The sequence below is a fragment of the Pseudomonas lundensis genome (assembly GCF_015377145.2).
Classification (GTDB): Bacteria; Pseudomonadota; Gammaproteobacteria; order Pseudomonadales; family Pseudomonadaceae; genus Aquipseudomonas; species Aquipseudomonas lundensis.
The window spans coordinates 799673-813396 of record NZ_CP062158.2; the positions used below are offsets into that span (position 1 = coordinate 799673).

The window sequence follows — 13724 nt, forward strand, 5'->3', positions numbered from 1 at the left end:
AAGAAGGCTCTAGACCAACGTCAGGGGGTGGTCTTTAGTGCTGGGAGCGCTAAACTCCGGGGGCAGTCCTTCTTGTCCAACTGGCCGGAATATAAAAATGAATAATAAAAATAGCCTGCTTCGCCACATTCCGTGGCTGGTGCTGGCAATTGTAGGAGCCTGCGCCCTTGGCGTAGTGGCATTGCGTCGGGGTGAGGCGATCAACGCCTTGTGGATCGTGGTGGCCGCCGTTGCCATCTATCTGGTCGCTTACCGTTATTACAGTCTGTTCATTGCCACCCGGGTGATGCAGCTGGACCCGAGTCGGGCCACGCCTGCGGTCGTCAACAACGACGGTCTGGACTACGTGCCGACCAACAAACACATTCTTTTCGGACACCACTTTGCCGCCATCGCAGGCGCCGGACCGTTGGTCGGGCCGGTGCTGGCTGCGCAAATGGGGTACTTGCCCGGTACGCTCTGGCTGATTGCTGGCGTCGTGCTGGCCGGTGCGGTGCAGGACTTCATGGTGCTGTTCATGTCCACACGCCGCAATGGCCGCTCGCTGGGCGACATGGTGCGTGAAGAAATGGGCAAGGTGCCGGGCACCATTGCGCTGTTTGGCTGCTTCCTGATCATGATCATCATCCTCGCGGTGTTGGCGCTGATCGTGGTCAAAGCCCTGGCTGAAAGCCCGTGGGGCATGTTCACGGTGATGGCCACCATCCCGATTGCGATGTTCATGGGCATTTACATGCGCTACATCCGCCCGGGCCGCATTGGTGAAATCTCCATCGTGGGTGTGTTGTTGCTGCTGGGCTCTATCTGGCTGGGGGGCCAGATCGCCGCCGACCCTGAGTGGGCGCACGTGTTCACCTTCACGGGCGTGCAAATCACCTGGATGCTGATCGGTTACGGTTTTGTCGCGGCAGTGCTGCCTGTGTGGCTGGTGCTGGCTCCGCGCGATTACCTGTCCACCTTCCTTAAAATCGGCACCATCGTGGCCTTGGCGATCGGCATTCTGATCACCATGCCCGAGCTGAAAATGCCAGCCGTTACCCAATTCATCGATGGCAATGGCCCGGTCTGGAAAGGCGGCCTGTTCCCCTTCCTGTTCATCACCATTGCCTGCGGTGCGGTCTCGGGTTTCCACGCACTGATTTCCTCGGGCACCACGCCCAAGTTGCTGGATAACGAAACCAACGCCCGTTACATCGGCTATGGCGGCATGTTGATGGAGTCGTTCGTCGCCATCATGGCAATGGTTGCCGCTTCGGTGATCGAGCCAGGCGTGTACTTCGCCATGAACAGTCCGGCGGCGATCGTCGGCTCGGACGTGGTCAGCGTGGCGCAAACAGTCACCAGTTGGGGGTTTGCAATCACGCCGGATGCACTGACGGCGCTGGCTCAGGACATTGGTGAAACCACCGTTCTGGCACGTGCGGGCGGCGCACCGACCCTCGCAGTCGGTATCGCGCAAATCCTGCACCACGTGTTGCCGGGCGAGAACACCATGGCGTTCTGGTATCACTTCGCTATTTTGTTCGAGGCCTTGTTCATCCTGACGGCCGTCGATGCCGGTACGCGTGCCGGTCGTTTCATGCTGCAAGACTTGCTCGGCAGCTTCGTGCCTGCCCTCAAGCGCACCGAATCATGGCCCGCCAACCTGATTGCCACGGCCGGCTGTGTGGCGATGTGGGGCTATCTGCTGTATCAGGGCGTGATCGATCCGCTGGGCGGCATCAACACCTTGTGGCCGCTGTTTGGTATCTCCAACCAGATGCTGGCAGGTATCGCGCTGATGCTGGCCACGGTTGTGCTGATCAAAATGAAGCGCCAGCGTTATATCTGGGTGACCATGCTGCCTGCGGTCTGGCTGCTGATCTGCACCACCACGGCAGGCTTCATCAAGCTGTTCGATGCCAACCCGGCGGTGGGCTTCCTGGCGCTGGCCAACAAATACAGCACGGCGCTGGACGCGGGCCAAGTGATTGCCCCGGCCAAAAACATCGACCAGATGCAGCACGTGATTATCAACGCGTACACCAACGCGGGCTTGACCGTGCTGTTCCTGTTCGTGGTCTTCAGCATCCTGTTCTATGCGCTCAAAGTCGGCATTGCCGCTTGGGGCACCAAAGAACGTACCGATAAAGAAGCGCCATTCCAGGCCATGCCGCAAGAGTGACAGAGGGCTGCAAACATGTTCAACGACCTGAGTCGCCTCGGTAAATACCTCGGTCAGGCTGCACGCCTGATGGTCGGCATGCCTGACTACGACAATTACGTCGAGCATATGCGCACTAAACACCCGGACAAGCCGGTCATGAGTTATGAGGCGTTCTTCCGCGAACGCCAGGAGGCCCGGTACGGCGGCAAGGGTGGCCCCAAGTGCTGCTAACCCGCTAGCCCTTGTGCAGGAGCGGGCGTGTTCGTGAAGGTGTGGTGCCAGTCAACGATCCTGTTGAATGCCCCGTGTCTTGGCGAACAGGCCCGCTCCTGTTTTCGTATCTGCACACCCATTTTCAAGGAGACTGCATGTCCTCTCCCATCCCCGTCACCATCCTCAGCGGCTTCTTGGGGGCTGGCAAAACCACGTTGTTGCGTTACCTGCTCAAGGCCGAACACGGCCTCAAAATTGCCGTGATCGAAAACGAATTCAGCGATGCCGGGATCGACACCCAACTGTTGGGCGACGAACCGGTGCAGGTCATGACGCTGGCCAATGGCTGCGTGTGCTGCACCATCCATACTGACTTGACCAAAGCCCTTTACCTGCTGCTTGAGCGGCTGGACAGCGGCGAGATTGCCTTTGACCGGTTGGTGATCGAGTGCACTGGCCTGGCCGACCCGGCGCCGGTGGCGCAGACCTTTTTCATCGATGAAGAACTGCGCGAGCGCTACCTGCTGGACGGCATTATCACCCTGGTGGATGCGGCCCATGCGCAGGTTCACCTGACGCAGACCATCGCCCAGGCCCAGATTGGCTTTGCGGATCGCTTGCTCGTGAGTAAGCGCGACCTGGTGGACGACGCGACCTTCGATGCCCTGAGTGAGCGGTTGACCCGCATCAACCGTCGCGCACCGATCCGCGTGGTCGAGCACGGCAAAATCGATCTGGCGGAGTTGCTGGACGTGCGCGGTTTTAACCTTAATGCCGACTTGGGCGGCGGGGTGAGTTTACGTCCGGTGCAGCCGGCAGCGTCTGTTGACCGTATCTCCAGCCTGGTGCTGCGCACTGACAAGCCGCTGGACATCGATCGCCTGAGCGAATTCATGAATGAACTGCTTGAAGACCATGGCACGCAACTGCTGCGTTACAAAGGCGTGCTCAATATCGCGGGCGAGGCCCGGCGCCTGGTGTTTCAAGGGGTGCTGAAGTTGTATGGCTTTGACTGGGACACGGAGTGGGCTGAGGGAGAGGTACGTGACAGTGTGATGGTGTTTATTGCCGACGACCTGCCCGAAGAGAAGATTCGCGAGGGGTTTGCGCGCCTCGGGAGCGAGTGAGAGGGCGCCCGCCTCATTTCTTTGCAGCACTCATAAAAAAGCCCGGCTCACGCGCCGGGCTTTTTAGTTAGCCAGTGACACTCAGTTGCCGTAAACCGGCAGCTTCTTGCAGATGGTTTTGACTTTCTCGCGAACGGCGTCGATCACGGCTTCGTTGGTGATGTCGTCCAGGATGTCGCAGATCCAGGTAGCCAACTCGCGGCATTCTTCAACTTTGAAGCCACGGGTGGTCACAGCCGGTGTACCGAAACGCAGGCCCGAGGTCACGAACGGGGAGCGTGGGTCGTTCGGCACGGAGTTTTTGTTCACGGTGATGAAGGCCTTGCCCAGTGCGGCGTCAGCGTCTTTACCCGAGATGTCTTGCTTGATCAGCGACAGCAGGAACAGGTGGTTTTCAGTACCGCCCGAAACCACGTCATAACCGCGCTCGATGAACACCGAAGCCATGGCCTGGGCGTTCTTCACCACTTGTTGCTGGTAAACCTTGAACTCAGGTTGCAGGGCTTCTTTGAAGCACACGGCTTTACCGGCGATCACGTGTTCCAGCGGGCCGCCTTGCGAACCCGGGAAGACAGCGGAGTTCAGCTTCTTCTCGATGTCGGCGTTGGCTTTGGCCAGGATCAGGCCGCCGCGTGGGCCGCGCAGGGTTTTGTGGGTGGTGGTGGTGACCACGTCCGCGAACGGAACCGGGTTCGGGTAAACGCCCGCTGCAACCAGGCCGGCCACGTGGGCCATGTCCACGAACAGGTAAGCGCCGACTTTGTCAGCGATGGCACGGAAGCGCGGGAAGTCCAGGATCTGCGAGTAAGCGGAGAAACCGGCCACGATCATTTTTGGCTTGTGCTCAACGGCCAGACGCTCGACTTCGTCGTAGTCGATCAGGCCGTTGGCGTCGATGCCGTACTGCACCGCGTTGTACAGCTTGCCCGAGGACGAAACGGTTGCGCCGTGGGTCAAGTGACCGCCATGGGCCAGGCTCATGCCCAGAATGGTGTCGCCGGCCGACAGCAGCGCCAGGTACACCGCGCTGTTGGCCTGGGAACCGGCGTGGGGCTGAACGTTGGCGTAATCGGCCCCGAACAGTTCCTTGGCGCGGTCGATGGCCAGTTGTTCAACCACGTCGACGTATTCGCAGCCGCCGTAGTAACGCTTGCCCGGATAACCTTCGGCGTATTTGTTGGTGAGTACCGAGCCTTGAGCTTCCATCACCGCTGGGCTGGTGTAGTTTTCCGAAGCGATCAGCTCAATGTGTTCTTCCTGGCGCTGAGCTTCTTGCTCCATGGCGGCAAAAAGGTCGGCGTCGAACTTGGCAAGTGTCAAATCACGGCTGAACATGGCGGTCCTCAAGGATCGGGGGCGGAAAAAGGAGGGCATTCTAACCCAACGGGTTTTATCTGGCATATGAAAGGCAATCATGTGGCAGACAAGTGGCTTTCAGGTACGGGTTTTTAGCGGGTTTTGAAGCCTTACTCGAACATCGGCAGGGCTTCCTGGCTGAAATGGGCTTCAAACTGCCGCGCAGGCATGGGGCGCCCGAACAGATAGCCCTGCACTTCATCGCAGCCGTGTTCACGCAGGAAATTCAGTTGCTCGTGGGTTTCGACACCTTCGGCGATCACGGCCAGGTTCAGGCTGTGGGCCATGGCGATGATGGCACGGGCGATCTGCGCGTCCTGTTCACCTTCGGGCAGGCCGTCGACAAAGGTACGGTCGATTTTCAGCACGTCGATAGGGAACTGCTTGAGGTAGTTGAGCGACGAATACCCCGTGCCGAAGTCGTCCACGGCAATGCTCAGGCCGAGGATTTTCAGGCTGGCAAGGATTTGCAGCGCCTCGCTCACTTCGCGCATCAGGATGCTCTCGGTCAGTTCCAGCTCCAGACAGGCCGGGGGCAGGCCGGTGTCCTTGAGAATAGTGGCGATGCGCGTGCCCAACTGGCCGTCGGAAAATTGCCGCGCCGAGATGTTGACCGAGACTTTCGGCACGCGCACTTTGGCTTGGTGCCATTGCTTGAGCTGACGGCACGACTCGGCCAGCACCCAGTCGCCCACATCCACCACCAGCCCCAGTTCTTCAAGTACCGGGATAAAGTCGCCCGGTGGCACCAGGCCACGACGCGGGTGGTTCCAGCGCAGCAACGCTTCGACGCCGGTCAGGCGTTTGCCGTCGCCGCTGAACTGCGGTTGGTAATAGAGGATGAACTCTTGCTGCTCCAAGGCATGGCGCAGGTCGCTTTCCAGCTCCAGCCGCTCCAGGGCGCTGGCGTTCATGTCCGCTTGGTAAAACTGGAAGTTGTTTTTGCCACGCTCCTTGGCGTGGTACATCGCCGTGTCGGCGTTTTTCATCAACTGGCTGAGCTCGTTGCCATCCTGCGGGCTCAGGGCGATGCCGATACTGGCCGTGACAAAGAACTCGCGGCTCTCCAGCACAAACGGCTTCACCAGGCTGGCGAGGATCTGTTCAGCGACGCTGATGGCGCGGTTGAGTGCCATCTCGCGGGTCGCACGGGGTTGCAGCAACAGGGTGAATTCATCGCCGCCCATGCGCGCCACGGTGTCGTCGTTGTCCACGCAAGCAAGCAGGCGAATGGCCATGTCTTTGAGCATGCGATCGCCCGCGGCGTGGCCCAGCGAGTCATTGATCGGCTTGAACCGGTCAAGGTCGAGGAACATCAGCACCACCCACGATTTATTGCGTTCAGCCTGTTGCAGCGCGGTGTGCAGACGGTCCTGGAACAACGTGCGGTTTGGCAGGTGGGTCAGGGCGTCGTAATAGGCCAGGCGATGAATGCGCTGTTCACTGGCCTTGCGTTCGCTGATGTCGCTGAAGAAGCACACATAGCTGGCCAGATCGCCTTCGTCATCGAACACGGCCGTGATGCCGACCCACGCCGGGTAGTGTTCACCGTTCAGGCGCTTGAGCCAGATTTCGCCTTCCCACGTGTTGTGCTGGTGCAGTTGCTTGAGCACGTAGTGCAAATGCGCCTGTTGCTGCTCATCGACGGTGAGCATGCTCGGCAACTGGTCGAGCACTTGCGACACGGCGTAGCCGCTGACTCGGCTGAAGGCCTCGTTGGCCTGCACGATATAACCCGCGGGGTCGGTAATGAGGATGGCCGAGGTCGAGTGCTCAAATACCGTGGCGGCCATGCGCAGGTCTTTTTCGGCGCGGCGTTGCTGACTGATATCACGTCCGACCCCGAGGATGCCTTCGAACGCATCGTTCTCATCCCACACCAGTACCAGACGCAATTCGATGGGGATCTTGCGCCCGTCGGCCCGCAGGCAATCGAACAGGAACAGTTGAGTGTCGAGTTGGGTGCGCAGGGCGGCCAGTTGTTCGGGCTTGTCCAGCGCGCGACTGACTTGTTCGATCAGGCTGTACACACCGGCCAGTTGTTGCGGGTTGGCAATGGTTGATTGCCAACCGTGGGTGAACACCCATTCGGCGTCAAAGCCCAGTACGGTTTGGACGGACGGGCTGACATAGTTGAGCTTCAACGCATTGTTGGTTGAAAAAATCACATCACTGATGCTTTCGGCCAGCATCCGGTAGCGTTGCTCGCTGTCACGCAACGATTCGCTGGCTTCGATCTGATCGGTGATGTCTTTGGCCACCCCGACGATACGCGTGACTTGATCGTAGGCGTCTCGCGCCAGCGCCTGTTCACGGATGTCGAAGCGCCGCCACACGCCGTTGCTATGACGAAAACGCAACTGGCATTGCAGCAGGTGCGCGTAGCCGCTGTGGCGCTGTTGCTTGCGCATCAGGTGGTAATGCTCGGCATCTTCGGGGTGCAGCAGCAGTTCCCAGAAGTAAGCGCCCATTTGCTGCAATTCGGTGGCGTTGTAGCCCAGGGTGTGGCCCAGATGGTGGTTGCTGAAAATCATCCGCTGGCTGATGACGTCCTGCACGTACAAGTGGTCCGGCACGGTGCGCACCACATCCGACCAGAAGCTCTCGCGCTCTTGCAGCGACAGCTCGATCAGCTTGCGGCTGGTGATGTCGCTGATGCTCAAGATCACGGCCTGATAATCGCTGCGGTCTTGCGGCAAACGCAGCACCAGCCATAAATGCTGGTCCTGCCCCTTGGCGTCGACGAGGGTGATTTCCAGCTCAAGTTGCTGTTGGTGGTTGAGCACGGCCTCGATGACTTGATAACTGATGGCCGAGGTGGTGTTCGGGCAACCGTTGATCAGCTTTTCCCAGGCGCCTTCGCACGAATCCACGTCCAGCAAGTGCAATGCCACCTGATTGACTTCAGTGATGCGTAACTGTTCGCACAAATGCTGGCGCTGCACGGGGTTGTTGTTCAGCCAGTGTTTGAGCGCAGCGCTGTCATACAGTTGCTCGCGTTCGAGAAAGCCCGGCAGGCTCGAGAGGTCAAGCACGCACAGGGCGACGCCGGTGCCTTCAAATATGTCGTGATAACGGCGACGCCCTTCATGGGCCTGACGCTGGCGGCGGCGCAGGTTGATCAGTGCGATCAACGGTAGCAGCGAAAACAGCAGGCCAAGCAGGCATTTACCGATGAGTCCGGGCAGCAGTTGCTCGACCACCTGCTCTTTATTGAACAGCCCGCGCAGTTGCCAGTCGCTGTGGCTCAACGGCATCAACACGACTGTATCGGCCTGATCCTGTGCGGTGAGGGTGGAAGCCGGTGTAACCGGCACTGCGCTGTGGCGCAGCACTTTATGGGTCAGCGCATTTTCGATCAGCCACTGCGGCCGGTCGCCGTGAATGGTTTGCTGGGTCAGTTTGTTCAGCAGGTCCGGGTTCAGGCGCAGCAGCCAGTAGCCGCGCGTCGGGCGGTCGGGTTTATCCAGCAGTAAATAAAGGGTGCTGGCGTCGCTGTTGTTGCTGAAGTAATAGCCGTCGGTGCTTTTGCGCGATTGATTATGTTTGATCCAGTCCCGCAGATAGGCGGCGTCCGGGCTGATGCCGCCGCTGTCGAGCAGCACCTCGCCCTCAGGGCTGAGCAGGGCCAGGCTTTGCAACGAGGGCAGCGACTGCACCATCTGGCTGGCCTGCGCGCGCAACTGTTGCAGGGTGACCGGGGATGGCCGGGCAGGCAGCAGTTTGAGTGCCATCTTCGCCCGCAGGCCCATGCTCAGGTTGACGTGATCTGCCAGGTCGGTGCTGTACGTGGCGCTGTATTGGCGCTGATGCTCGACGGTGGACTGAAATTGCTCGATCAGCAGCCAGAACAACATGCCCAGTAAAAGCAAGACCAACGTGGCCAGCGCGCCTTTTAACGTGCCGCGCACGGGGGTGCCGAGCCATGGGCCTGGAGCACGCGCGGGGTTAGACGGTGTGACGTTGGGCAAGCTGTGATCCTGCGATTGGCTGCAATGGTGCGATACGCACTATAAGCGGGACGCCCAAAGGGCGGCTAGCATGCCTTGGACTGTGGCAAAGTGCCAGCCCCTTGGTGGGCGCTGGTTTGCCCTGCACTGCGCATTCAGGTAGCTTTGCCGGTTACGCGGGGGCACAAGGGCTCCTACACTCAGGCTTTTTACATGAACAGGCATTGACCCAGATCAATCCCTGTCCTTCTGCTATGGCCTGAGCCGTGCATTGCTCGCGCCTTAATCACCTGTCACTGACGCTAGGTTCACCATGGCTCAATACGTTTTCACCATGCATCGGCTGAGCAAAGTTGTTCCGCCGAAGCGGGAAATCCTGAAAAACATCTCCCTGTCGTTTTTCCCGGGCGCCAAGATCGGCGTACTCGGTCTGAACGGTTCGGGTAAATCCACCCTGTTGAAAATCATGGCTGGCGTCGACACCGAGTTCGACGGCGAAGCCCGTCCAATGCCGGACTTGAACATCGGCTACCTGCCGCAAGAGCCGCAACTGGACCCGAGCAAAACCGTGCGCGAAGTGGTTGAAGAGGCCGTGAGCGTGATCAAGGACGCCCAAGCGCGTCTGGACCAGGTTTACGCCGAATACGCTGACCCGGATGCCGACTTCGACAAGCTGGCCGCCGAACAGGCCAAGCTTGAAGCCATCTTGCAAGCGGGCGACGGCCACAACCTGGAGCGCCAGCTGGAAGTCGCCGCCGACGCGCTGCGCCTGCCCGCATGGGACGCGAAGGTTGAACACCTGTCGGGTGGTGAGAAGCGTCGTGTGGCCTTGTGCCGCCTGCTGCTCTCGGCCCCGGACATGTTGCTGCTCGACGAACCGACCAACCACCTGGACGCCGACTCCGTCGCTTGGCTGGAGCACTTCCTGCACGATTTCCCGGGCACCGTGGTTGCGATTACGCACGACCGTTACTTCCTGGACAACGTAGCCGGCTGGATTCTGGAACTCGACCGCGGCGCCGGTATTCCTTACGAGGGCAACTATTCGGGCTGGCTTGAAGCCAAGTCCGATCGTCTGGCCCAGGAATCCAAGCAACAGTCGGCCCACGAAAAGGCCATGAAAGACGAGCTGGAATGGGTGCGTAAAGGCGCCAAGGCGCGTCAGTCCAAATCCAAGGCCCGTCTGCAACGCTTTGAAGAACTGCAATCGCAGGAATTCCAGAAGCGCAGCGAGACCAATGAAATCTACATCCCGGCCGGTCCGCGCCTGGGTGACAAGGTGATCGAGTTCAAGAACGTCTCCAAGGGTTACGGCGATCGCGTGCTGATCGACAACCTGTCGTTCGCCATGCCTAAAGGCGCCATCGTTGGCGTGATCGGCGGTAACGGTGCGGGTAAATCCACCCTGTTCCGCATGCTGATGGGCAAAGAGCAGCCGGATTCGGGCAGCATCGAAATCGGTGAAACCGTTCAGTTGGCGTGCGTTGATCAGAGCCGCGATGACCTGGACGGCAGCAAGACGGTGTTCCAGGCCATTTCTGACGGTTCGGATGTCATCCGCATCGGCAACTATGAAATCCCTTCGCGTACCTATGTCGGGCGTTTCAACTTCAAAGGGGGCGATCAACAGAAGTTCGTCAAGGACCTGTCCGGTGGTGAGCGAGGTCGCTTGCACCTGGCCCTGACCCTGAAAGAGGGCGCCAACGTGCTGCTGCTCGACGAACCGTCTAACGACCTTGACGTTGAGACCTTGCGTTCGCTTGAAGAAGCACTGCTGGACTTCCCTGGCGCCGCCATTGTGATCTCTCACGACCGGTGGTTCCTTGACCGTGTGGCGACGCACATCCTGGCCTACGAAGACGACTCGCAAGCGGTCTTCTTTGAAGGTAACTACACCGAGTACGAAGCTGACCGTAAAAAGCGCCTCGGTGAGGCGGCCACCCAGCCGCACCGCGTGCGACACAAAAAACTGGCTCAGTAAGGCCGGTTTTTACAAAAGCGGAGCCCCATGGGGCTCCGTTTTTTTTGGCGTGTGCTATTTCCGCCGTCAGGGCCCGGCTTGCCACGTTTCAGGATTTCACCGGTTTAACGCTTAAAAGGGGTGCAAAAGTGGGTACAGAATTCACATTTTTGGTGCGCAAAACCTCTAAAAGTCATCGCTATTTATAGAAAAGCACCATTTAAATTCAGAACTGCGACATTTTGCGCTGTCGCGGTGCGACATGAATTGATAAAGTTCCGGCCAATCTCCGTTTAACGACAATAAATTTGCCGAGACTTACCCATGATCGAATCCGTCGAGCACTTCCTTGCCCGCCTCAAAAAACGCGACCCAGACCAGCCAGAATTCCACCAGGCGGTGGAAGAAGTCCTGCGCAGCCTGTGGCCTTTTCTCGAAGCCAATCCGCACTACCTGACTTCCGGGATTCTCGAACGTATTTGCGAACCTGAGCGGGCAATTGTGTTTCGTGTGTCATGGGTGGATGACGAAGGCAAAGTGCGGGTTAACCGTGGCTTCCGCATTCAGATGAACAGCGCCATTGGCCCTTACAAAGGTGGCTTGCGCTTCCACCCGTCGGTGAATTTGGGGGTGTTGAAGTTCCTGGCGTTTGAACAAACCTTCAAAAACTCCCTGACCTCGCTGCCCATGGGCGGCGGCAAGGGTGGCTCGGATTTCAACCCCAAGGGCAAGAGCGACGCGGAAGTCATGCGTTTCTGCCAGGCCTTCATGAGCGAGCTGTACCGCCATATCGGTTCGGACGTGGACGTGCCCGCTGGCGACATCGGCGTCGGCGCCCGTGAGATTGGCTTCCTCTTTGGCCAATACAAACGCCTGAGCAACCAGTTCACCTCCGTATTGACCGGCAAAGGCATGAGCTACGGCGGTAGCCTGATTCGCCCGGAAGCCACCGGGTTTGGCTGCGTGTATTTTGCGCAGGAAATGCTCAAGCGCAGCGGCCAGCGGATTGATGGCAAGCGGGTTGCGATTTCCGGCTCGGGTAACGTGGCGCAGTATGCCGCGCGCAAAGTCATGGACCTGGGCGGCAAAGTCATTTCCCTCTCGGACTCCGAAGGCACCCTGTATTGCGAAGCCGGTCTGGACGACGCGCAGTGGGAAGCGCTGATGGAGCTGAAAAACGTCAAGCGCGGACGTATCAGCGAACTGGCGGCGCAATTTGGTCTGGAGTTTCTGGCGGGCCAGCATCCGTGGCATCTGCCCTGTGACATTGCGCTGCCTTGCGCAACACAGAACGAACTGGACGCCGAAGCCGCTCGCACATTGCTGAGCAATGGCTGTGGGTGCGTGGCCGAAGGCGCCAACATGCCGACCACGCTGGAAGCGGTGGACCTGTTTATCGAGGCGGGCATTTTGTTCGCACCGGGCAAAGCCTCCAATGCGGGCGGTGTGGCCGTGAGCGGTCTGGAAATGTCGCAGAACGCCATGCGCTTGCTGTGGACGGCGGGTGAGGTGGACAGCAAGTTGCACAACATCATGCAATCGATCCACCACGCCTGCGTTCACTACGGTGAAGAAAACGGCCGCATCAACTACGTCAAAGGCGCCAACATCGCCGGTTTCGTCAAAGTGGCCGATGCCATGCTCGCGCAGGGCGTGGTTTAAGCCGGGTCCACGCGAACGATCTCGACCTGCAAATCCCCGGCAGGTCGAAGCCACAGCACTTCATCGCCGGGGCCTGCGCCCAACAGCGCACGGCCCAGTGGCGAGCCCCAGTTGATTAACCCCTTCGTGGCATCGGCCTCGTCTTCGCCGACCAGTTGCACCCGTTGCTCATTGTCGTGTTCATCGACGAACGTCACCCAACTGCCTATCTGCACCTTCTGCGTCGAAGTCGCGGGCGCGACCACCTGTGCGCTGAGCAAGCGCTGATTGAAATAGCGCAGGTCGCGATCAAGATCAGCCAAACGCTGCTTGTCGGCCTCATCCCCTTTCGCCGCCTCGTGAGCATGCTCAGCCTGTAGCTCACTGACTTTGGCTTGCAATAAAGCATGACCTTGGGCGGTGACGTAATTGGGCTGGCTGCTGACCTGACGCTCAATGGGGGCATTGGCGTGGTCAGCAGCGCTGTCTTCGTTTACAAATGCGCGGCTCATGGCAACTGTCCCTTATGGCGATAAGGTTGAGAGCCCGCGGGCCGATCAAGGTTCAGATGAGTGCGAGCGATAAGCACGAGCAGCGTCGACATCCTTCTCGTGTTGCCAATCGCGTTCGCGCTCATCCCAATGACGATCCTGGTATTGCTCCCGGTCCTGGTTTTCGCGCATGGCCTGGCATTGGCGAAAGCCATCATCCCACCCTTGAGCGTAGGTCGAATCCTTCAGGTAGCGCGGGACGTTTTTCTTGAATTCCCCCGTTATCACCCCGGCCGCTTGCCGGCCACTGCTGCACCCATCATCGAAACCGTCTGCAAAGGCGGGAGGATACCCTTTGGCCAGCAGGTCCTGATGGGTGGTCTCACACCCAGCCAACAGCACAATCAGCATCCCCATCCCCACACACCTGCGCCACATAACCCACCTCAGTGCACCGTTGAACGGCTGATGCGGTGAGTGTAGGCCGGGATCTGTGAGTGGGGCGTCAAGCCGATGTCAATGCGATGTCAGTGATCAGGTTGAGCCCCGAGAGCTGACTGTTCAGCCAGTTCCTGCTGGATAAAGGCCGCGATCATGGCGCGGTACACCTGTTCGGTGACCTGCGGGTTGGCACCGAGTTCGTCGGCCAATGCCCTGACTTTGAGGAAAACCTGCTCCACGCGTTGCGGGGCTTTGACCGCGTTGCTGTCCTTTTTAAACCGCGCAGCCTGCGAAACATACGCCCCGCGCTGTGCGATCAGGCCGACGATCTGGCGGTCCAGTTCGTCGATGTGTGAGCGCACTTCTTCAAGGCTGTGGCACGTGACTGTCATGTGGTGA

The 13724-nt window shown here is 59.3% G+C and carries 10 protein-coding genes; 5 read left to right on the forward strand and 5 right to left on the reverse strand.

The features are described 5' to 3' along the window. Window positions 1-97: 97 nt before the first annotated feature. From IF654_RS04090 to yjiA, 3 genes are all read left to right on the forward strand, one after another. Window positions 98-2164: a carbon starvation CstA family protein gene (locus IF654_RS04090; RefSeq protein ID WP_047273564.1), complete on the forward strand. Its 2067-nt coding sequence runs from the start codon at window positions 98-100 to the stop codon at window positions 2162-2164. A 15-nt stretch (window positions 2165-2179) separates the two neighbouring features. After that, window positions 2180-2377 (forward strand): YbdD/YjiX family protein, encoded by a 198-nt coding sequence (locus IF654_RS04095; RefSeq protein ID WP_047273565.1) that lies wholly within the window; start codon window positions 2180-2182, stop codon window positions 2375-2377. Window positions 2378-2514: 137 nt separating this feature from the next. Then, entirely contained in the window at window positions 2515-3486 is a 972-nt protein-coding gene (gene yjiA, locus IF654_RS04100) for a GTPase (protein WP_047281336.1), read from the forward strand. An 81-nt stretch (window positions 3487-3567) separates the two neighbouring features. On the opposite strand, the gene glyA is transcribed toward yjiA, so the two are convergent. Both glyA and IF654_RS04110 read right to left on the reverse strand, forming a co-directional pair. Beyond that, window positions 3568-4821 carry a serine hydroxymethyltransferase gene (glyA, locus tag IF654_RS04105; RefSeq protein ID WP_094987443.1) on the reverse strand — a complete coding sequence of 418 codons (1254 nt, stop codon included), beginning with the start codon at window positions 4819-4821 and terminating at the stop codon, window positions 3568-3570. A gap of 131 nt (window positions 4822-4952) precedes the next feature. Continuing rightward, window positions 4953-8813: a sensor domain-containing protein gene (locus tag IF654_RS04110; RefSeq protein ID WP_194862745.1), complete on the reverse strand. Its 3861-nt coding sequence runs from the start codon at window positions 8811-8813 to the stop codon at window positions 4953-4955. Between the two features lie 292 nt (window positions 8814-9105). Here IF654_RS04110 and ettA point away from each other — a divergent pair, with 292 nt between their 5' ends. Beyond that, the gene (gene ettA, locus IF654_RS04115) at window positions 9106-10773 is read left to right on the forward strand and encodes an energy-dependent translational throttle protein EttA (RefSeq protein ID WP_047273569.1); all 1668 of its coding nucleotides are present in this window, start codon (window positions 9106-9108) and stop codon (window positions 10771-10773) included. Between the two features lie 303 nt (window positions 10774-11076). Next, window positions 11077-12414 carry an NADP-specific glutamate dehydrogenase gene (gene gdhA, locus IF654_RS04120; RefSeq protein ID WP_047273570.1) on the forward strand — a complete coding sequence of 446 codons (1338 nt, stop codon included), beginning with the start codon at window positions 11077-11079 and terminating at the stop codon, window positions 12412-12414. On the opposite strand, the gene IF654_RS04125 is transcribed toward gdhA, so the two are convergent. From IF654_RS04125 to IF654_RS04135, 3 genes are all read right to left on the reverse strand, one after another. Then, entirely contained in the window at window positions 12411-12905 is a 495-nt protein-coding gene (locus tag IF654_RS04125) for a GreA/GreB family elongation factor (RefSeq protein WP_047281335.1), read from the reverse strand. The genes gdhA and IF654_RS04125 overlap by 4 nt on opposite strands. Before the next feature lie 45 nt (window positions 12906-12950). Next, window positions 12951-13322 carry a hypothetical protein gene (locus IF654_RS04130; protein ID WP_047279050.1) on the reverse strand — a complete coding sequence of 124 codons (372 nt, stop codon included), beginning with the start codon at window positions 13320-13322 and terminating at the stop codon, window positions 12951-12953. An 89-nt stretch (window positions 13323-13411) separates the two neighbouring features. Further along, the gene (locus IF654_RS04135) at window positions 13412-13717 is read right to left on the reverse strand and encodes a chorismate mutase (protein WP_047273573.1); all 306 of its coding nucleotides are present in this window, start codon (window positions 13715-13717) and stop codon (window positions 13412-13414) included. Window positions 13718-13724 lie beyond the last annotated feature (7 nt).